At 72.8% G+C, this 18919-nt stretch carries 19 protein-coding genes; 12 read left to right on the plus strand and 7 right to left on the minus strand.

Features of this window, described 5'->3' with window-relative positions:
* Positions 1–42 precede the first annotated feature (42 nt).
* Complete coding sequence (gene rsgA, locus ACIRRS_RS06475) at positions 43–1161, minus strand: ribosome small subunit-dependent GTPase A (RefSeq protein WP_402965973.1); 1119 nt, start codon at positions 1159–1161, stop codon at positions 43–45.
* A 333-nt stretch (positions 1162–1494) separates the two neighbouring features.
* Positions 1495–2487 (minus strand): cytochrome c oxidase assembly protein, encoded by a 993-nt coding sequence (locus ACIRRS_RS06480; RefSeq protein WP_402965976.1) that lies wholly within the window; start codon positions 2485–2487, stop codon positions 1495–1497.
* A 295-nt stretch (positions 2488–2782) separates the two neighbouring features.
* Here ACIRRS_RS06480 and ACIRRS_RS06485 point away from each other — a divergent pair, with 295 nt between their 5' ends.
* Positions 2783–4477 carry an FtsW/RodA/SpoVE family cell cycle protein gene (locus ACIRRS_RS06485; protein WP_402965979.1) on the plus strand — a complete coding sequence of 565 codons (1695 nt, stop codon included), beginning with the start codon at positions 2783–2785 and terminating at the stop codon, positions 4475–4477.
* A 64-nt stretch (positions 4478–4541) separates the two neighbouring features.
* On the opposite strand, the gene ACIRRS_RS06490 is transcribed toward ACIRRS_RS06485, so the two are convergent.
* Positions 4542–5852 carry a YihY/virulence factor BrkB family protein gene (locus ACIRRS_RS06490; protein WP_402965982.1) on the minus strand — a complete coding sequence of 437 codons (1311 nt, stop codon included), beginning with the start codon at positions 5850–5852 and terminating at the stop codon, positions 4542–4544.
* A 201-nt stretch (positions 5853–6053) separates the two neighbouring features.
* Here ACIRRS_RS06490 and ACIRRS_RS06495 point away from each other — a divergent pair, with 201 nt between their 5' ends.
* The 11 genes from ACIRRS_RS06495 to ACIRRS_RS06545 all read left to right on the plus strand — a co-directional run bounded on the left by ACIRRS_RS06495 (position 6054) and on the right by ACIRRS_RS06545 (position 15844).
* Entirely contained in the window at positions 6054–6137 is an 84-nt protein-coding gene (locus ACIRRS_RS06495) for a putative leader peptide (RefSeq protein ID WP_373313697.1), read from the plus strand.
* Positions 6138–6357: 220 nt separating this feature from the next.
* On the plus strand, positions 6358–8082 hold the full coding sequence (locus tag ACIRRS_RS06500) for a nitrite/sulfite reductase (protein WP_402965985.1): 1725 nt from the start codon (positions 6358–6360) through the stop codon (positions 8080–8082).
* A 100-nt stretch (positions 8083–8182) separates the two neighbouring features.
* Complete coding sequence (locus tag ACIRRS_RS06505) at positions 8183–8362, plus strand: hypothetical protein (RefSeq protein WP_030281704.1); 180 nt, start codon at positions 8183–8185, stop codon at positions 8360–8362.
* Complete coding sequence (locus tag ACIRRS_RS06510; RefSeq protein WP_402965988.1) at positions 8343–9044, plus strand: phosphoadenylyl-sulfate reductase; 702 nt, start codon at positions 8343–8345, stop codon at positions 9042–9044. The genes ACIRRS_RS06505 and ACIRRS_RS06510 overlap by 20 nt, the downstream gene beginning before the upstream one ends.
* Positions 9045–9091: 47 nt before the next feature.
* Positions 9092–9673: an adenylyl-sulfate kinase gene (gene cysC / locus ACIRRS_RS06515; protein ID WP_402966374.1), complete on the plus strand. Its 582-nt coding sequence runs from the start codon at positions 9092–9094 to the stop codon at positions 9671–9673.
* Positions 9670–10608, plus strand: a complete 939-nt coding sequence (gene cysD, locus ACIRRS_RS06520) for a sulfate adenylyltransferase subunit CysD (protein ID WP_402965991.1) — start codon at positions 9670–9672, stop codon at positions 10606–10608. Before cysC ends, cysD begins: the two co-directional genes overlap by 4 nt.
* 2 nt (positions 10609–10610) lie before the next feature.
* Positions 10611–11918, plus strand: coding sequence for a sulfate adenylyltransferase subunit 1 (locus tag ACIRRS_RS06525; protein ID WP_402965994.1), 1308 nt, complete (start codon positions 10611–10613; stop codon positions 11916–11918).
* Positions 11919–12162: 244 nt separating this feature from the next.
* Positions 12163–13317 (plus strand): aliphatic sulfonate ABC transporter substrate-binding protein, encoded by a 1155-nt coding sequence (locus ACIRRS_RS06530; protein WP_402965997.1) that lies wholly within the window; start codon positions 12163–12165, stop codon positions 13315–13317.
* Between the two features lie 109 nt (positions 13318–13426).
* On the plus strand, positions 13427–14227 hold the full coding sequence (locus tag ACIRRS_RS06535) for an ABC transporter ATP-binding protein (RefSeq protein WP_402966000.1): 801 nt from the start codon (positions 13427–13429) through the stop codon (positions 14225–14227).
* Positions 14214–15107, plus strand: a complete 894-nt coding sequence (locus tag ACIRRS_RS06540) for an ABC transporter permease (protein ID WP_402966003.1) — start codon at positions 14214–14216, stop codon at positions 15105–15107. The genes ACIRRS_RS06535 and ACIRRS_RS06540 overlap by 14 nt, the downstream gene beginning before the upstream one ends.
* Positions 15108–15118: 11 nt before the next feature.
* Positions 15119–15844, plus strand: coding sequence for a sirohydrochlorin chelatase (locus tag ACIRRS_RS06545; RefSeq protein WP_402966006.1), 726 nt, complete (start codon positions 15119–15121; stop codon positions 15842–15844).
* A 15-nt stretch (positions 15845–15859) separates the two neighbouring features.
* Here the strand turns inward: ACIRRS_RS06545 and ACIRRS_RS06550 are convergent, their stop codons facing one another.
* The 4 genes from ACIRRS_RS06550 to ACIRRS_RS06565 form a co-directional block, all read right to left on the minus strand.
* Entirely contained in the window at positions 15860–16270 is a 411-nt protein-coding gene (locus tag ACIRRS_RS06550) for a PIN domain-containing protein (protein ID WP_402966009.1), read from the minus strand.
* Positions 16267–16488, minus strand: a complete 222-nt coding sequence (locus ACIRRS_RS06555) for a type II toxin-antitoxin system VapB family antitoxin (RefSeq protein ID WP_402966011.1) — start codon at positions 16486–16488, stop codon at positions 16267–16269. The genes ACIRRS_RS06550 and ACIRRS_RS06555 overlap by 4 nt, the downstream gene beginning before the upstream one ends.
* Before the next feature lie 129 nt (positions 16489–16617).
* Entirely contained in the window at positions 16618–18300 is a 1683-nt protein-coding gene (locus tag ACIRRS_RS06560) for a DEAD/DEAH box helicase (RefSeq protein WP_402966013.1), read from the minus strand.
* A gap of 167 nt (positions 18301–18467) precedes the next feature.
* Positions 18468–18674: a cold-shock protein gene (locus tag ACIRRS_RS06565; RefSeq protein ID WP_402966015.1), complete on the minus strand. Its 207-nt coding sequence runs from the start codon at positions 18672–18674 to the stop codon at positions 18468–18470.
* Between the last annotated feature and the right edge of the window lie 245 nt (positions 18675–18919).

Consider the following 18919-nt stretch of genomic DNA (forward strand, 5'->3'; position numbering starts at 1 on the left):
CGCGGCCCGGCGGTGGTCGGCCGACCAGCGGCCGCCCCGGTGTCAGCGCTTCACCGAACCTCCTGCCGCACGCATCGACTTGTTGATCGTCTTCCACTTCTTCAGCCGCTCGGTGGCCAGCCGGGCGTCCGAGCGCGAGGCGATCCACTCGTTCTCACGCTGGAGCTTGAGGTAGCTGTCCATCCGCCGCTGCGGCAGGCTGCCGTCCTCCAGCGCCGCCTGGACGGCGCAGCCGGGCTCGCTGCGGTGCCCGCAGTCGTGGAAGCGGCAGTCCTCGGCCAGCTCCGCTATGTCGGCGAAGGCGAGGTCGACGCCCTCGCCACCGTAGAGGCCGACCTCGCGCAGCCCGGGGGTGTCGATGAGCACGCCGCCGCCGGGCAGCGGGATCAACTCCCGGGTGGTAGTGGTGTGCCGGCCCTTCTGGTCGACCTCGCGGGCCTCCTGGACGGCCATGGCCGTGGTGCCCGCGAGGGCGTTGGTGAGCGTGGACTTGCCGACGCCGGACTGGCCGATCACGGCCGTCGTGCCCGGGGTGCAGGCCCGCAGGACGTCGATGCCCTCGCCCGTCTCGGCGCTCACCACGAGCACCGTGACCCCGGGGGCGACCGCCTCGACGTCGGCGCGGATGAACTCCGCGTCGTCGACGAGGTCGGCCTTGGTGAGGACGACCACCGGCTCGGCGCCGGACTCCCACGCGAGGGCGAGGAAGCGTTCGATCCGGCCGAGGTCGGGATCGGCGGCGAGCGAGGAGGCGATCAGCACGGTGTCGACGTTGGCGGCCAGCACCTGGCCGTCGGAACGCTTGCCGGCGACCTTGCGGATGATCGCGGTGGAGCGGGGCAGCAGCGCGGAGACCGCCGCCATGGGCTGGGCGTACAGGTCGGCCGCCGCCCAGTCGCCCGTGCAGGGGCAGTTGATCATGTCGGCATCGCCGACGGGACGGGTGTCGAGGCGGACGGTGCGCGCCTCGCCCGTTTCCGGGTCGGCGATCACCGCGTCGCACTGGCCGCGGTCGACCCGGACGATCCGGGCCGGGACGAGCCCGGCCTCGGCCAACGGGGCGAACTCCTCGGCGAGTTCGGACGACCAGCCGTAGCCGGACAGGGGGGACTCGATCGAGTCGGAGGAGGAAAAGCCGGAGATGGAGGTGGCGTTGAACAACGCAGTGGGCCCTTCGGGAGGAGAACGACCCGGCGGGCTACGGCTGACGCGAAAGCGAAGCGGTCAGCCTGCGGCCGGGACAAGGAGGTGAACGCGCGTGCTGCCCAGGGCAGCTATCGGGGCGACAACGACCACGGGACTCACCTCCTGCTCTCTACTCCTCGGGCTGCCCAACGGCGCCCGAACCGGACGGGAGAAACGCTAGCGGACCAACCGGCTGGTGCCAACCGGTTTTTGACCTGCGGAAACGCGGCGAAACCGCGGCAGAAACGCGACGGGAGACGGCGGGTAGCGGCGGGGACCGGCGACAAAGGGCGGGGAAAAGCGCCGGAACTACCCGCCGTACCGGTGCTTGAGGGTGGGGTCGTCCAGCCACCAGGGCCGCATCCCGGCCTCCTCCTCCTCGGGCCGCCCCTCCTCCCGCGCCTGCGCCGCGGCGGCCGCGTAGCGGGCGTCCAGTTCGGCGTCCACCGCCTTGATCTCCTCCCGCCCCTGCACCACCATCCGCCGCACCAGCGCGGCCAGGAACGGCAGCCCGACGAGGTCCCCGAGCACCCAGAAGGCGTTGCCGCCCCAGGTCTGGTCCTGCGCCAGGCTCGGCCCCCAGGGCCGTCCGAGCGCGACGTAGTGGTGCTCGGCGACGAGGTGCCCGCCGTAGATCAGCACCAGCCCGAGCCCGGCGTCGAAGATGACCTCGGCGAAGGTGATGAACAGCCCGACCAGGTGCGGGTACTCGTGCCCGACCGGGTCGATCTGCAGCCGCGGCCAGAAGTAGGCGAGCCCGAGCAGCACCAGGGACAGGTGCAGCACCATGTTGCCGGTCCCGCTGGAGACCGACCACGCGTACCAGGGCGTGAAGTACAGCACCCACGGCGGCGCCATCAGCAGCGCCGTGGACACGGCCGGGAACATCAGCACCTTGGACGGCCGGCTGCGCAGCGCCCGCAGGATGCGCTCGCGCCGCCCCTCGGGCGAGGCGGCGACCAGCAGCGAGACGGGCGCGCCGAGCGCCAGCAGCAGCGGGACGACCATGAGCAGCAGCACGACCTGCACGGCCCGGTCGGTGAACAGGATGCGGTCGTAGACGCCGAGCCCGGAGCAGGTGCACCAGATCCACAGCAGCAGCCCGCCGAGGAAGGCCGCCGTGCGGGTGGGCTGCCAGCGCCCGCCCCCGGTGAGGCGGACGGTGCGCACCGCCGCGAGGTACCAGGCGCCGGCGAGCACCGAGAGGGCGGTCACCACCGGCTCGAAGGTCCAGGAGGTGGCCAGGTCCGACCACTGCCACGCGGGCGGCCCGCTGTAGGCGAGGCCCGTAGCGCCGTCCATCCGTCCGCCCACCTCGCGTGTCCGAGTCCGCCGGCTCCACCCGGGGCCGGCCGCCGGGCGAGGGCCGCGGCGCCCGGCCATCCTCCCGGCCCCGACGGCCCCGTCCGCGCCCGGGTCCCGCCTCTATACCCGGCCCTGAACAAGGCTTTGCCAAACCCCCGAAGAAGCTTTGCCAAGGCAAAGTTCGGCCCTTGCGCGCCCCAAGAGCGCAACCGGCGCGAGGCCACGTTCGTCTGGCAGGATGCACCGTCGGCGATACCGGCCACGTGGGTGAACAGCAAGGGGACGACAAGAGGTGCGAAGCACTGCACGCGGCGAGGGCCGCCGGCTGGCCGGGCGCCACCGCAACATCGAGCTGGGCCTGCTGGCGCTCGCGGTGGCCGTCTGCCTGGCCGGGCACATCGACGCCGACCTGGCGCTGACCGGCAAGATGCCGCCGGGGCTGCTGGCGCACGGCGTCCTGCTGGGCGGCCTGGCGGGCGTGGCGCACCTGGTGGTGCGCCGGTTCGCCCCGTACGCGGACCCGCTGATCCTGCCGCTGGGCGTCTTCCTGACGGGCTTCGGCCTGATGCTGCTGGACCGGCTGGACATCTCGTACGCCCTGGTGCACGCCAAGAAGGGCGACTACCAGAAGATCCCGGCCGCGCCCTCGCAGCTGATGTGGGTGTTCATCTCGGTGGCGGTGGCGCTGGCGCTGATCGTCTTCGTCAAGCACCACCGCTTCTTCCAGCGGTACGTCTACCTGCTGATGACGGGCGCGCTGATCCTGCTCGCCGCCCCCGCGTTCTTCCCGGGCCGCCCGGAGGACTTCGGCGCCAAGCGCTGGATCCGCCTCTTCGGCCTGTCCTTCGAGCCGGACGAGTTCGTGAAGGTCGCGATCACGATCTTCTTCGCCGGCTACCTGATGGCCTCCCGCGACGCCCTGGCCCTGGCCGGCCGCAAGGTCTGGGGCATGACGCTGCCGCGCGGTCGGCACGCGGGCCCGGTGCTGGCGATCTGGGTGGTCAGCCTGCTGGTGCTGATCTTCGAGCGCGACCTCGGCACCTCGCTGATCTTCTTCGGCGTCTTCATCGTCATGCTCTACGTGGCGACGGAACGCACCAGCTGGGTGGTGCTCGGCCTGCTGATGGCGGTCGGCGGCGCGGCCGTGGTCGGCACCGCGGAGCCGCACGTGCACGGGCGCGTGCTGGCCTGGCTGCACCCGCTGGACTACTACAAGGAGCACCACGACAAGGCGATCATCTCGGACCAGCCCGCCGAGGCCCTGTTCAGCCTGGGCACCGGCCACCTGACGGGGACGGGCCTGGGCTCGGGCCGCCCGTGGCTGATCGGCTTCGCCGGGCGCAGCGACTTCGTCTTCACCACCATCGGCGAGGAGCTGGGCCTGACCGGGGTGACGGCGGTGCTGATGGTGTACCTGCTGCTGATCCAGCGCGGGCTGCGCACGGCGATCGGGCTGACGGACCCGTTCGGCAAGCTGCTGGCGGCGGGTCTGTCCTCGGCGCTGGCGCTGCAGGTGTTCGTGGTGGTCGGCGGGGTGAGCGGCCTGGTGCCGCTGACGGGCAAGGCGCTGCCGTTCCTGGCGGCGGGCGGTTCCTCGCTGATGGCGAACTGGCTGATCGTGGCGCTGCTGATCAAGCTGAGCGACTCCTCGGGCCGGGCGGCCCTGGAGCCGGCGCCGCCGCTGGACGAGCCGCTGCCGGTCCAGGCGGCCACGCCCCGCGCGGAGGCGGCCCGGCCGGGCGAGCCGCTGCCCCTGCCGGCCCAGGAGCCGCCGGGGCAGCAGGCGCAGGCGCACCAGGCCCAGCAGGCCGATCCGGCGGCCCCCACCGAGCTGCGCCCCGCCGTCGGCGGCGGCCGCACGCCCACCGAGCCGCAGCAGTCCGGCTACGGCTACCCGCCGTCCGCCGCGGAGCCCCCGCGCCCCTCGTACGGCTATCCGCCGGCCCCGGACCAGCCCACCCAGGGCTACGGCGGCCAGGGGGCCTGAGAGGGCCCGGCGCAGGACGGGACAGGGCCTCCCCCGCACACGCGGGGGAGGCCCTGTCGGTTCGTCAGCGCTGCTCCCACGGGGGCCGCGGCGGGTACCCGGGCGCCTGCGGGCCCGGGCCGGGCTCGGCGGCGGGCGGGGGCCCGGTGGGCCGGTCGCTGTCGGGCGGCGGCGGGGCGGGGCGGTGGTGGGGCCCGCCGCGGGCGGTGAGGCGCCCGCGGACGTTGTCGGCGGCGAGCACGTCGGCCCAGCGCTCGGGGTACTCGGAGGGTACGTCCACGTCGTCGCCCTCGTCCTCGCCCCACTCCTCCTCGTGGCCCTCGGCGAGGCCGAGTTCGCGGGCCCGCCGGGCGCGTTCGACGGCCCGTCGGGCGGCGACCTCGCGGACGACGGCGGCCGCGGCGGCCTCGTGGGCGCGCTCGTTCTCGGCGCGGGCGTCGGCGGTCTCCAGGGTGGGCCAGCGGCGGTCTATGGCGGCGTTCATGGCGGCGCCGATGAGCACGGCGAGCGCGACCACGAAGATCCACAGCAGGACGGCGACGGGCGCCGCCAGCGAGCCGTACACGGAGGGGCCCTCGACGGAGCTGACGAGGTAGACGCGCAGGCCGACGCTGCAGAAGACGAGCACCACGAGGGCGACGAGCGCGCCGGGGAGGTCCTCGCGCCAGGGCGTGGAGACGGGGACGGCCAGGTGGTAGAGCGTGGTGAGGGAGACGATCAGCAGCAGGATGGCGACGGGCCAGTAGGCGGCGCCGACGAGTCCGGCGACTCCGGGCACGGCGTTCTCCACCAGTCCGGGGCCGGCCATGAGCAGCGGCAGCACGAGGGAGCCGATCACCAGGGCCCCGAGGTAGAGGCCGAGCGACATCAGCCGGGTCTTGACGATGCCCCGCTTGCCGTCGAGCCCGTACATGACGGTGATGGTGTCGATGAAGATGTAGAGCGCCCGCGAGCCGGACCACAGGGAGAGCAGGAAGCCGATCGAGACGAGGTCGGGCCGGGTGTGGTCGAAGACCTGGTTGAGCAGCGGCACGACGACCTCCTTGACGGAGGTGTCCGACAGGGCCGTCCCGGCGGCCGAGACGATGTCGTGCTTGAGCCGCTCGATGGTGCCGGCGCCGAGGAACTCGTCGAGGTAGCCGAGGGTGGCGGCGAGGCCGAGCAGCAGCGGCGGGATGGACAGCAGGGTGAAGAACGCGGCCTCGGCGGCGAGTCCGGTGACCCGGTACTCGACGCAGGTGTTGGTGGTGTCCTTGACCAGGTCCCACGCGGTGCGGCGCCAGGTGACCGGTTTGGCCGCGCGCCGGGAGCCCTTGCCCCGGCGCCGGGAGGGCCGTTCGGGGGTCGGTCTGCTGGTATCGCCTGCTGCTTGCACAGGGGTAACGGTATCGGGCCCGCCTCCTCCGCTTGATCTCCCCGGGGGTACCGGCGGGTGGCCGGGGGTCGAACGGGCGGCGCAGGCGCCCTCGGGGCGGGGAGCGGCGGGAACCCGGCATCGTCCCGGATGGTGGAACAAGAGAGTCCACCATTCGGATGTTAGTGGACCGCGAGTCCCGCGCCGTGCGAATCTCTTGCCATGCGTAGCGCCGGAACCACCCTAGTAGGTCGACTTCACGTCGATCTCCTTCGCGTGTCCAGCGCCATCTGTCCGGTGACCTGAGCTCAACTCCGCCGCCCCACCGCACCCGGCGCCGTTCCACCACCGCCATCCCCGTCGAAGCGGATGCGCAGGCGCCCGCCCGGCCGCCTCGGTCACTGCCCTCCCTGCCTCCGCCAGCAGGAGATTCCCGGCAAACCCGCAGGTCACTGCAGCACCGCACGGCTGAGCACGCCCCGCGACCCACCCGGCGCCAGCGCCACCTGCCCCGAAGGACTCCAGCATGGCCACCTCCCCCGAGACCGCCGAGCCCGCCGCCGACAGCTCGGCCGCGAGCCGTCCCGCCGCGGTGCGCAAGGCGACCCGCCACCGCGGCGAGGGCCAGTGGGGCATGGGGCACTTCACCCCGCTGAACGCCAACGAGCAGTTCAAGAAGGACGACGACGGTCTCAATGTGCGGACACGCATTGAGACGATCTACGCGCACCGGGGCTTCGACTCCATCGACCCCGCCGACCTGCGCGGCCGGATGCGCTGGTGGGGGCTGTACACCCAGCGCAAGGAGGGCATCGACGGCGGCAAGACCGCGATCCTGGAGCCCCACGAGCTGGACGCCGAGTACTTCATGCTCCGCGTGCGCATCGACGGCGGCCGCCTGACGGTCGCCCAGCTGCGCGCCGTCGCCGAGGTCTCCGAGGAGTACGCCCGGGGCACCGCCGACCTGACCGACCGGCAGAACATCCAGTACCACTGGATCCGCATCGAGGACGTCCCGGCGATCTGGCAGAAGCTGGAGGCCGTGGGCCTGTCCACCACCGAGGCCTGCGGCGACACCCCGCGCGTCATCCTCGGCTCGCCGGTCGCCGGCGTCGCCGAGAACGAGATCATCGACGGCACCCCCGCCATCGAGGAGATCCAGCGCCGCTTCATCGGCAACCCGGAGTTCTCCAACCTGCCGCGCAAGTTCAAGAGCGCGGTCTCCGGCTCCCCGCTGCTGGACGTGGCGCACGAGATCAACGACGTCTCCTTCGTCGGCGTCGTCCACCCCGAGCACGGGCCCGGCTTCGACCTGTGGGTCGGCGGCGGCCTGTCCACCAACCCCAAGCTGGGCGTGCGCCTGGGCGCCTGGGTGCCGCTGGAGGAGGTCGCGGACGTCTACGGCGGCGTCATCGGCATCTTCCGCGACTACGGCTACCGTCGCCTGCGCAACCGCGCCCGCCTGAAGTTCCTCGTCGCCGACTGGGGCGTGGAGAAGTTCCGCCAGGTCCTCCAGGACGAGTACCTGGGGCGCGAGCTGGTCGACGGCCCCGCGCCCGTCGAGCCCGTCTCCCGCTGGCGCGACCACGTCGGCGTCCACCGGCAGAAGGACGGCCTCTTCTACATCGGCTTCGCCCCGCGCGTCGGCCGCGTCGACGGCAAGCTGCTCGGCCAGGTCGCCGACCTCGCCGCCGCCCACGGCAGCGACCGGCTGCGCACCACCGCCGAGCAGAAGATGCTGATCCTCGACATCGCCGAGGAGCACGTCGAGTCCGTCGTCGCCGGGCTGGAGGCGCTCGACCTGCGCGTCACCCCCTCGCCGTTCCGCCGCGGCACCATGGCCTGCACCGGCATCGAGTACTGCAAGCTCGCCATCGTCGAGACCAAGGAGCGCGGCCGCACGCTCATCGACGAACTCGAGCGCCGCCTGCCGGACTTCGAGGAGCCGCTGACCATCAACATCAACGGCTGCCCCAACGCCTGCGCCCGCATCCAGGTCGCCGACATCGGCCTCAAGGGCCAGCTCGTCACCGACGAGCACGGCGAGCAGGTCGAGGGCTACCAGGTGCACCTGGGCGGCGCGCTGGGCCTGGAGGCCGGCTTCGGCCGCAAGGTCCGCGGCCTCAAGGTCACCAGCGAGGGCCTGCCCGACTACATCGAGCGCGTGCTGACCCGCTACGAGGCCGACCGCACCGAGGACGAGCGCTTCGCCCAGTGGACGGCCCGCGCGAGCGAGGAGCAGCTGTCGTGAGCGAGCGGAGCATGGGGGTCCCCCCGGCCGAAGGCTGGGGGAGAACCAATCGAACAGGGCGTTGTTCGCGAAGCGAACGCCGAGCGCAGCGAGGTGGGCAATGAGCGAGCGTGCGGCCCCTTTCTTCTGCCCGTACTGCGGGGACGAGGACCTGCGCCCGTCCGAGGCCGGACACGGCGCCTGGGAATGCCACGGCTGCCGCCGGGCCTTCCAGTTGAAGTTCCTCGGCCTGCTGTCACCGACCAACGGGGGTACGTCACATGAGCAGCACCGCGACTGACTACGCGGAGCTGGCGGAGCGCGCCGGCCGCGAGCTGGAGGAGGCCACGCCGCAGGAGATCCTGCGCTGGGCCGCCGACACCTTCGGCGAGCGCTTCTGCGTCACCTCCTCGATGGAGGACGCGGTGGTCGCCCACCTCGCCTCCTCGGTGTTCCCGGGCGTGGACGTGGTGTTCCTGGACACCGGCTACCACTTCCCCGAGACCATCGGCACCCGGGACGCGGTGGCCGCGACCATGCCGGTCAACGTCATCACGCTGACGCCCCTGAAGACCGTCGCCGAGCAGGACGCCGAGTACGGGCCGAACCTGCACGACCGCGACCCGGACCTGTGCTGCGCGCTGCGCAAGGTCGAGCCGCTGGGCAGGGGCCTGGGCGCGTACGACGCCTGGGCGACGGGCCTGCGCCGCGACGAGTCCCCGACCCGGGCGAACACCCCGGTCGTCGCCTGGGACGCCAGGCGCCGCAAGGTCAAGCTCGCCCCGATCGCCCGGTGGACGCAGGAGGACGTCGACGCCTACGTCGCCGCCAACGGCGTGCTGCTCAACCCGCTGCTGTGGGAGGGCTACACCTCGGTCGGCTGCTCGCCGCTGTCCTGCACCCGCAAGCCCGGCGAGGGCGAGGAGGCCCGCGCCGGCCGCTGGTCCGGCTCGGGCAAGACCGAGTGCGGCATCCACCTCTGAACACCACTCACCACTCGCGTAAGGAAGACATCGTGACAGCTCACACCCTGGCCGCCGCCGGAGCCGCAGAGGCGGCCCCCGCGGCCGCCCCCTGCGAGCGCGGCGCCACCGTGTGGCTGACCGGGCTGCCGAGCGCGGGCAAGACCACGCTGGCCTTCGCCCTGGCCGAGCGGCTGCGCGCCGAGGGCCACAAGGTCGAGGTGCTGGACGGCGACGAGATCCGCGAGTTCCTGTCCAAGGGCCTCGGCTTCTCCCGCGAGGACCGCCACACCAACGTGACCCGGATCGGCTTCGTCGCGGAGAAGCTCGCCGCCAACGGCGTCAAGGTGCTCGCCCCGGTGATCGCCCCGTTCGCCGACTCCCGCGCCGCGGTGCGCGAGCGGCACGCGGCGGCCGGCACCGAGTTCCTGGAGATCCACGTCGCCACCCCGGTCGAGCTGTGCGCCGAACGGGACGTCAAGGGCCTCTACGCCAAGCAGGCGGCCGGCGAGATCAGCGGCCTGACCGGCGTGGACGACCCGTACGAGGCGCCCGGGAGCCCGGAGCTGCGCCTGCAGACCCGGGGCCGCGAGGTCGCCGAGTCCGCCGCCGAACTGCACGCCTTCCTGACCGAACGGGGCCTGGCATGACCACCGTGACCGACAGCCCGGTCCGCACCGACGACACCCCCTTCGCGCTGTCCCACCTGGACGCGCTGGAGGCCGAGTCGGTGCACGTCTTCCGCGAGGTCGCGGGGGAGTTCGAGCGCCCGGTGATCCTCTTCTCCGGCGGCAAGGACTCCATCGTCATGCTGCACCTGGCGCTCAAGGCCTTCGCGCCGGCGCCGGTGCCGTTCTCGCTGCTGCACGTCGACACCGGGCACAACTTCCCCGAGGTCCTCGCCTACCGCGACCGCGCGGTGGAGCGGCACGGCCTGCGCCTGCACGTCGCCCACGTCCAGGACTTCATCGACCGCGGCGTGCTGCGCGAGCGCCCGGACGGCACCCGCAACCCGCTGCAGACCGTCCCGCTGCTCGACGCGATCGAGTCCAACCGCTTCGACGCCGTCTTCGGCGGCGGCCGCCGCGACGAGGAGAAGGCCCGCGCCAAGGAGCGCGTCTTCTCCCTGCGCGACGAGTTCGGCGCCTGGGACCCGCGCCGCCAGCGCCCCGAGCTGTGGTCGCTGTACAACGGCCGGCACGCGGTGGGCGAGCACGTCCGGGTGTTCCCGCTGTCCAACTGGACGGAGCTGGACGTCTGGCAGTACATCGAGCGCGAGGGCATCGAGCTGCCGGAGATCTACTACGCGCACGAGCGGGACGTCTTCGCCCGCTCCGGCATGTGGCTGACCGCCGGCGAGTGGGGCGGCCCGCGCGAGGACGAGCCGGTCGAGCGCCGCCTGGTCCGCTACCGCACCGTGGGCGACATGTCCTGCACCGGCGCCGTCGACTCGGACGCCACCACCATCGAGGCCGTGATCGCCGAGATCGCCGCCAGCCGCCTCACCGAGCGCGGCGCCACCCGCGCCGACGACAAGATGTCCGAGGCCGCGATGGAAGACCGTAAGCGCGAGGGGTACTTCTAGACATGAGCACTGCGACCGCCACTTCGCTGCTTCGTTTCGCCACCGCCGGTTCCGTCGACGACGGCAAGTCCACCCTGGTCGGGCGGCTGCTGCACGACTCCAAGTCCGTCCTCGCCGACCAGTTGGAGGCCGTCGAGCACGCCTCCCGCAGCCGCGGCAAGGAGGCGCCGGACCTCGCGCTGCTCACCGACGGCCTGCGGGCCGAGCGCGAGCAGGGCATCACCATCGACGTCGCCTACCGCTACTTCGCCACCCCCCGGCGGCGGTTCATCCTCGCCGACACCCCCGGGCACGTGCAGTACACCCGCAACATGGTGACCGGCGCCTCCACCGCCGAGCTCGCCGTCGTGCTGGTCGACGCCCGCAACGGCGTGGTCGAGCAGACCCGCCGGCACGCGGCCGTCGCCGCGCTGCTGCGGGTGCCGCACGTGGTGCTGGCCGTCAACAAGATGGACCTCGTCGACTACGCGGAGCCCGTCTTCGCGGCCATCGCCGAGGAGTTCACCGCCTACGCCGCCTCGCTCGGCGTCAAGGACGTGCTGGCCGTGCCGATCTCCGCGCTCGCCGGGGACAACGTCGTCGAGCCGTCCTCGCACATGGACTGGTACGGCGGCCCGACGCTGCTGGAGCACCTGGAGACGGTGCCGGTCGGCAGCGACCCGAGCGCCGAGAGCGCCCGCTTCCCCGTCCAGTACGTCATCCGCCCGCAGACCGAGGAGCACCCCGACTACCGCGGCTACGCGGGCCAGTTGGCCTCCGGCGTGCTGCGCGTCGGCGACACGGTCACCGTGCTGCCCTCCGGGCTCACCACCACCGTCGCCGGGATCGACGTGCTCGGCCGCCGGGCGGACGTGGCCTGGGCGCCGCAGTCGGTGACCGTGCGCCTCGCCGACGACCTGGACGTCTCCCGCGGCGACCTCATCGCCTCCGGCCCGACTCCCGTGCCCACCAAGGACATCGAGGCCACGGTCAGCCACCTGAACGAGCGGCCGCTGCGCGCCGGGGACAAGGTGCTGCTCAAGCACACCACCCGCACCGTGCGGGCGCTGGTCAAGGAGATCTCCTACCGCATCGACATCGACAGCCTCGAACAGCGCTCCGGCGCCGAGGGGTTGAACGTCAACGACATCGGCCACGTGGTGCTGCGCACCGCCGAGCCGCTGGCCCTCGACCCGTACGGGGACAACCGCCGCACCGGCTCGTTCCTCCTGATCGACCCGGCCGACGGCACCACCCTCACCGCCGGCATGGCGGGCGAGGCCTTCGACACCGTACGCGCCACCGAACCCACAGAGGAGGACTGGGTCTGATGCCCAGCGAGGCGTTCTCGGGCATGGACAAGGAAGGCGGCCGCATCGGCAGCGGCGTCCTCGGCAGCGGCCAGGGCGGCCTGACCCGATGTGCGGGCCGACAGGGCTGACAACCGCCCTGTCACCGGGCTGTCCTCCCCCACAGCCGCCCGGCTTGCCCCGGCACACCGCTGCCGCAGCGCCACCTCCAACCGTCCACCCGAGGCCGCCTCCTGACGGTCCGTCCGCGAACAGGACACCCACCATGGCACCCAGCCCGTCGCCCTCGCATACCCTCGTACGCCCGAACGCCGGGCGGATCAGACGCACCGCCGCGGCCGCCGTCGCCGGCCTGACCGCCGCCGCCCTGCTGACGGCCTGCGGCTACGGCTCCAAGTCCGACGACAAGGCCAACACCGCGTCCACCGCGGCCGGTTCGGCCACCGGCGCCAAGCTCTCCGCGGACACCGTGAAGATCGGCTACTTCGCCAACCTCACCCACGGCACCCCGCTGGTCGGCCTCCAGGAAGGCCTGTTCCAGAAGGAGCTGGGCGGCACCCAGATCAAGACCCAGGTCTTCAACGCGGGCCCGGCCGAGATCGAGGCGCTCAACGCCGGCTCCATCGACATCGGCTGGATCGGCCCCTCCCCCGCGATCAACGGCTACACCAAGTCGGACGGCAAGTCCCTGAAGATCATCGGCGGCTCGGCCTCCGGCGGCGTCAAGCTGGTCGTCAACCCCGAGAAGGTCACCTCGCTGGACGACCTCAAGGGCAAGAAGATAGCCACCCCGCAGCTGGGCAACACCCAGGACGTGGCGCTGCTCAACTACCTGGCCGGCAAGGGCTTCAAGGTCGACGCGGCCTCCGGCGCGGGCGACGTCTCGGTGGTGCGCACCGACAACAAGGTCACCCCGGACGCGTTCCGCCAGGGCTCCATCGACGGCGCCTGGGTGCCCGAGCCGACGGCCTCCAAGCTCGTCACCCTCGGCGGCAAGGTCCTGCTCAACGAGAAGGACGTCTGGCCGGACAAGAAGTTTGTGATCACCAACATCATCGTCTCGCAGAAGTTCCTCAAGGAGCACCCGGACGTGGTGGAGGCCGTGCTGCGCGGCTCGGTGAACACCAACGCCTTCATCAAGGCCAACCCGGACAAGGCCAAGGCCGACGCCAACGACGCCATCAAGAAGGAGGCCGGCAACGCCCTGGAGCCGGCGATCCTCGACCCGGCCTGGGCCGACATCGACTTCCTGGACGACCCGCTGGCCAGCACCCTGCAGTCCGAGGCCGACCACGCCGTCACCGCCGGGCTGCTCAAGAAGCCCAACCTGAACGGCATCTACGACCTGAGCCTGCTGAACAAGGTCCTCAGCGCCAAGGGTGCTCCCGCCGTGGCGGACGCCGGACTCGGCACCAAGTGACTCCGCGGTCCGGCCCCGCCCGCCCGGTCGATCCCCGATCGATGCCCACCGGCGCGGGCGGGGCCCGGACCCCGGCTCCGACTCTCCCACGCACGCAGGAGGTGCCCTCATGACCCCGGTACTGACCACCCCGGCCGACGCCCCCCTCGTCGACTCCGACGCCGCTCCCGCCGTCCGCATCTCGCACGTCCACAAGTCCTTCGGCCGCGCCGGCTCCGCCACCCACGTCCTGGACGACATCACCCTCGACGTCGCGCCCGGCGAGTTCGTCACCCTGCTCGGCGCCTCCGGCTGCGGCAAGTCCACCCTCCTCAACCTCGTCGCCGGCCTGGACGAGCCGAGCTCCGGCGAGATCCGGGTGCCCGGCGGTCGCCCCGCGCTGATGTTCCAGGAGCACGCGCTGTTCCCCTGGCTCACCGCCGGCAGGAACATCGAGCTCGCCCTCAAGCTCGCCGGCACGCCCCGCCCCGAGCGCCGCCCCGAGGCCGAGCGGCTGCTCGACCTCGTCCGCCTCCCCGGCGCGTACGGCAAGCGGGTGCACGAGCTGTCCGGCGGCATGCGCCAGCGCGTCGCGATGGCCCGCGCCCTCGCCCAGGGCAGCAAGGTGCTGCTGATGGACGAGCCGTTCGCCGCGCTCGACGCCATCACCCGCGACGTCCTGCACGACGAGATCACCCGGATCTGGGCCGAGCGGCAGCTCACCGTCCTGTTCGTCACCCACAACGTGCGCGAGGCCGTGCGGCTCGCCCAGCGCGTGGTGCTGCTCTCCTCCCGGCCCGGCCGGGTGGCCCGCGAGTGGCGGATCGACCTGCCGCAGCCGCGCCGGATCGAGTCCTCCGGGGTGGCCGACCTGTCCATCGAGATCACCGAAGAACTGCGTGGGGAGATCCGCCGCCATGTCCAGCACTGAGACCAAGCCCGCCGAGGCGACCGGCGACAGCGCCGAGGTCGGCGCCGGCCTGGACGCGCTCGACGCGGTGGCCGCCCAACGGCGCCCGCTCGGCGAGGTGCTGCGCTCCAAGGCGCTGCCGCCGCTGATCGCCGTGCTGGTGGTGCTCGCGCTGTGGCAGGGCGCGTACAGCCTGCACCTCGCCCCGTCGTACAAGCTGCCCAGCCCGGCCGACGTGCTGCGCTCCGCGCAGGACCTCTGGTACAAGGGCACGCTGCTGTCGATCGTCTGGACGAGCGTGTGGCGCGGCCTGTCCGGCTTCCTGCTGGCCGTGGTGATCGGCACCCCGATCGGCCTGGTCGTCGCCCGGGTGCGGCCCGTGCGCACCGCGATCGGCCCGGTGCTGCAGGGACTGCAGTCGCTGCCCTCCGTCGCCTGGGTGCCGGCGGCCGTCATCTGGCTGGGCATCAACGACTCGATGATGTACGCGGTGATCCTGCTCGGCGCCGTCCCCTCCATCGCCAACGGCCTGGTGGCCGGCATCGACCAGGTGCCGCCGCTGTTCCTGCGGGCCGGGCGGACGATCGGCGCCACCGGCCTGACGGGCGCCCGGCACGTGCTGATCCCGGCGGCGCTGCCCGGCTACCTGGCGGGGCTCAAGCAGGGCTGGGCGTTCTCCTGGCGCTCGCTGATGGCCGCCGAGCTCGTCGCCTCCTCGCCGGACCTCGGCCGGGGTCTGGGCCGGTTCCTGGAGGACTCGCGGGAGTTCTCCGACATGTCCGGGGTGCTGCTGGGCATCCTCCTCATCCTGTTCGTCGGCATCGCCATCGAACTGCTGGTCTTCACCCCGGTCGAGCGCCGGGTGCTGCGCAACCGCGGTCTGCTGGCCACCGTCAAGTGAGGCCCTCCGCCATGCCCGCCCTCCTCCTGATCGCGCACGGCAGCCGGGACCCCCGGCACGCCGCGAGCGTCGCCGCGCTCGTCGAGGAGGTGCGGGCCCAGCGGCCCGGCCTGGAGGTCGCCACCGCCTACCTGGACCACTGCGCGCCCCGGCTGCCGCAGGTCCTCGGCCGCTACGGGCCCGGCGAGGCGGTGGCCGTCCCGCTGCTGCTGGGCAGGGCCTACCACGCCAAGCACGACATCCCCGCCGCCCTGCGCTCGGCCGGCTCGGCGCTGCCCGTCGCGGACGTGCTGGGCCCGTCGCCGCTGCTGCTCGCCGCGCTGGAGCGGCGCCTCGCCGAGGCCGGGCTGGACGTGGGCTCGGCCGCCGTACGGGCCCGCACCGGCGTCGTCCTGGCCGCGGCCGGCTCCTCCGACCCGGCCGCCGACGCCGCCACCCGCGCCCTGGCCGCCCACTGGCGGCGCAGCCGCGGCTGGGCGGGCGTCGAGGTCGCCTACGCCTCCGCCGCCGGCCCCCGCGTCCCCGACGCCCTCGCCGCCCTGCGCGCCGCCGGCGCCGCCCGCACCGCCGTCTCCCCCCACCTCCTGGCCCCCGGCCTCCTCCCCGACCGCATCGCGGCCGCCGCCACCACCGCCGACCACCTCGCCCGTCCCCTGGGCCCCGCCCCGGAGTTGGCGACCCTGATCCTCCACCGCCTCGACGAGGCAGGCATGACGGCGGCCCGCCTGGCCGCCTGAGCCGGGGGACTCGGCTCAGATGACGTCGAGGACGCTGTGCTCGGCGAAGTCCGCCGCATGCCTGGCCACGGTGCGGTAGTCCGCGTCGTCGTGGAGCACGGTGAGGCCGTGGTGGGCGGCCGTCGCCGCGATGACGAGGTCCACCGCCGAAGCGCTGCGGTGCTGCCCGGCGTGCGCCATCCGTCGCTGCACCGAGTCGATCCATCGCCCCGCGCCCTTCGGCACCGAGACGTCCGGGTAGAGGTCCGCGAACATCTCGGAGACCTCGTCGTACTCCCGGCCGTCGCGCGCGCTGTAGAGGAACTCGGCGCGCTGCGGATAGCACGACGCGATCCCCCCGACGTCGATCGCGTCGTACCAGGCGGCCTGGAGCTTCGGCTCGCGCAGGAGCCGGAAGAGTGCGGAGGTGTCGAGCAGGTAGATCACCGCGCGTCCTTCTCGGCCCGGTGCAGCCGCTCGGCCTCCTCGACCGCTCCCCAGCGCTGGGCCCGCTCGAAGTGCCTGGCGATGCGCGTAGCGCGTTCCTGCCGCTCCGCGAGCTCGCGCAGCGCGCGGTTGACGGCCTCCCTCTTCGTCCGCACGTCGGGGAGCGCCATCACACGCGCCAACGCCTCGTCGTCGATGTCGATCTGTGTCACGGACATCCGGCACCTCCGCCGATCGATGTTGGTGATGTCCATCAAACTGTACATTGCCAACATTGCCGAGGGTGCGCAACGCAAGGCGCCGTCACCCCTGAGGGTGACGGCGCCTGAGAAACCGGGGGGGGAGGACTAGTCGACTGCGCGGCGCTGGCGGCCGGTGCCGTAGTTGGAGCCGGACTTGGAGCCGCTGCCGGGCTTGGAGCGGCCGGAGGAGCGGCCGATGAAGCCGGCGGCCTGGGGGCGGCCGCCGTTGCCGTTCTGGCCGGTGCCGGCGGCGCCGAGGCGCTGCTTGGGGCGGGGGCGGCGCGGGTTGCCGTTCATGTCGACGTCGGCGGGCAGCGCGGAGCGCTTGCCGGGGCGGCGGCGCGGGGCGCCGGACTTGTCGGCCTTGGCCTCCGCCGGCGCGGCGACGACGGGCACCGCGAGGGCGACCGGGACGCCGCTGGGGGTGCGGGCGCCGGTGATCTTGGCGAGGTCGGCGTCGCCGGGGCGGACCTTGGTGACGGTGGGCCGGATGCCGGCGACCGTCATCAGCCGGTTGACCTCGCGGCGCTGCTCGGGCAGCACGAGGGTGACGACCGTGCCGGACTCGCCCGCGCGGGCGGTGCGGCCGCCGCGGTGCAGGTAGTCCTTGTGGTCGACGGGCGGGTCGACGTTGACGACGAGGTCCAGGCCGTCGATGTGGATGCCGCGCGCCGCGACGTTGGTGGCGATCAGCGCGGTGACGTTGCCGTCGCGGAACTGGTCGAGGACGCGGTTGCGCTGCGGCTGCGACTTGCCGCCGTGCAGGGCCGCGGCCTTGACGCCGTTGGCGAGCAGCTGCTTGGCGAGCCGGTCGGCGCCGTGCTTGGTGTGCACGAACATGATCACCCGGCCGTCGCGGGAGGCGATGTGCGCCGCCGTGGAGGCCTTGTCCGCCGCGTCGAGCTGGAGGACGTGGTGGTCCATGGTGGTGACGGCGCCGGCCGAGGGGTCGACGGAGTGGGTCACCGGGTCGGTGAGGAAGCGCTTGACGAGGCGGTCGACGTTGCGGTCCAGGGTCGCGGAGAACAGCATCCGCTGCCCGCCCTCGGCGACCTGCTCCAGCAGCTTGCTGACCTGGGGCAGGAAGCCCATGTCGGCCATCTGGTCGGCCTCGTCGAGGACGGTGATCGCGACGTCGGAGAGGTTGACGTCGCCGCGCCCGATGAGGTCGTCGAGGCGGCCGGGGGTGGCGACGAGCACCTCGGTGCCGCGGCGCACCGCGTTGGCCTGCTTGTTGATCGACATGCCGCCGACGACGGTGGTGATCCGCAGGTTGACGGCGGTGGCGTACGGGGTGAGCGCCTCGGTGACCTGCTGGGCGAGCTCGCGGGTGGGCACCAGCACGAGCGCGAGCGGGTACCGGGCGACGGCGCGGCTGCCGGCGGTGCGGGCGAGCAGCGACAGGCCGAACGCGAGGGTCTTGCCGGAGCCGGTGCGCCCGCGGCCGAGCACGTCGCGCCCGGCGATGGAGTCGGGCAGCGTGGCGCCCTGGATCGGGAACGGCGCGGTGACGCCCTCGCGGGTGAGCGTGGACAGGATCGCCTTGGGCAGGTCCAGCTCGGCGAAGGTCTCCGCCGGCGGGCGCGCGGGGGTGCCCTGGACGACGGTGAACTCGGCGGCCTCGGGCACGGCGGCGCGGGTGCCCTTGGGGGCGCCGGTGCGGCCGCGCGGCTTGCGCGGGCGGTCGGAGGCGCCGGTGCGCGGGGCGCCGGAGGTACGGGCGGTGCGGGAGCCGGCGGCGCGGTCGCGCGGCGGGCGGGCAGGGGTGGTCACGGGTTCTCCGTCCATCGGTCGTCAGCCCGTCGGGTGTCGATGGGGCTGGGTCGGCCGTGGTCCCGGAGGGTGCCGCCCCGGCCGTACGGCGGCATGAGCGGGGGCCCGCACCTGCTGGTGCGGGCCCCCACGTCACAAGATTCGCGAGCTCTGACGTTCGCGAGTCAGCGTGACGGCTGAGGTCAGCCGATCACGCGGATGTTCTCGGCCTGCGGGCCCTTCTGGCCCTGGGTCACGTCGAACTCGACCTGCTGGCCCTCGAGCAGCTCACGGAAGCCCTGAGCCGAGATGTTCGAGTAGTGCGCGAACACGTCCGGGCCGCCCTCGGCCTGCTCGATGAAGCCGAAGCCCTTTTCGCTGTTGAACCACTTCACGGTGCCGGTAGCCATAACCGTCTCCTCTAACTGGGGCGTCAGGAATTCACACCGCGTGAATCCCCACGTAGCCGCGATCCCCATCCGGAGGCTGAAACACCGGACAAAACAAATGCGCCTGTTGGTTGGTACCAGCAGGCGCACACATACGTTCATGGGAACCAAAACTGCAACTGCTTCGACTGTAGCACGGCGACACCCCGGTTGACCGGGGATTTCCGGCCCGGAAGATCACGTTTGCAGGCGTCTGCAACGGGGCA

The sequence above is a fragment of the Kitasatospora sp. NPDC101183 genome (genome assembly GCF_044767945.1).
Lineage (GTDB): Bacteria > Actinomycetota > Actinomycetes > Streptomycetales > Streptomycetaceae > Kitasatospora.

Excerpts from the sequence above, each read along its gene's own strand:
- ACIRRS_RS06480 (WP_402965976.1), bottom strand. The coding sequence starts at position 2,487 with ATGGACGGCGCTACGGGCCTCGCCTACAGCGGGCCGCCCGCGTGGCAG.
- ACIRRS_RS06495 (WP_373313697.1), top strand. The coding sequence starts at position 6,054 with ATGCGTAGCGCCGGAACCACCCTAGTAGGTCGACTTCACGTCGATCTC.
- ACIRRS_RS06500 (WP_402965985.1), top strand. The coding sequence starts at position 6,358 with ATGGCCACCTCCCCCGAGACCGCCGAGCCCGCCGCCGACAGCTCGGCC.
- ACIRRS_RS06505 (WP_030281704.1), top strand. The coding sequence starts at position 8,183 with ATGAGCGAGCGTGCGGCCCCTTTCTTCTGCCCGTACTGCGGGGACGAG.
- ACIRRS_RS06510 (WP_402965988.1), top strand. The coding sequence starts at position 8,343 with ATGAGCAGCACCGCGACTGACTACGCGGAGCTGGCGGAGCGCGCCGGC.
- cysD (WP_402965991.1), top strand. The coding sequence starts at position 9,670 with ATGACCACCGTGACCGACAGCCCGGTCCGCACCGACGACACCCCCTTC.
- ACIRRS_RS06525 (WP_402965994.1), top strand. The coding sequence starts at position 10,611 with ATGAGCACTGCGACCGCCACTTCGCTGCTTCGTTTCGCCACCGCCGGT.
- ACIRRS_RS06530 (WP_402965997.1), top strand. The coding sequence starts at position 12,163 with ATGGCACCCAGCCCGTCGCCCTCGCATACCCTCGTACGCCCGAACGCC.
- ACIRRS_RS06535 (WP_402966000.1), top strand. The coding sequence starts at position 13,427 with ATGACCCCGGTACTGACCACCCCGGCCGACGCCCCCCTCGTCGACTCC.
- ACIRRS_RS06540 (WP_402966003.1), top strand. The coding sequence starts at position 14,214 with ATGTCCAGCACTGAGACCAAGCCCGCCGAGGCGACCGGCGACAGCGCC.
- ACIRRS_RS06545 (WP_402966006.1), top strand. The coding sequence starts at position 15,119 with ATGCCCGCCCTCCTCCTGATCGCGCACGGCAGCCGGGACCCCCGGCAC.
- ACIRRS_RS06555 (WP_402966011.1), bottom strand. The coding sequence starts at position 16,488 with ATGTCCGTGACACAGATCGACATCGACGACGAGGCGTTGGCGCGTGTG.
- ACIRRS_RS06560 (WP_402966013.1), bottom strand. The coding sequence starts at position 18,300 with ATGGACGGAGAACCCGTGACCACCCCTGCCCGCCCGCCGCGCGACCGC.
- ACIRRS_RS06565 (WP_402966015.1), bottom strand. The coding sequence starts at position 18,674 with ATGGCTACCGGCACCGTGAAGTGGTTCAACAGCGAAAAGGGCTTCGGC.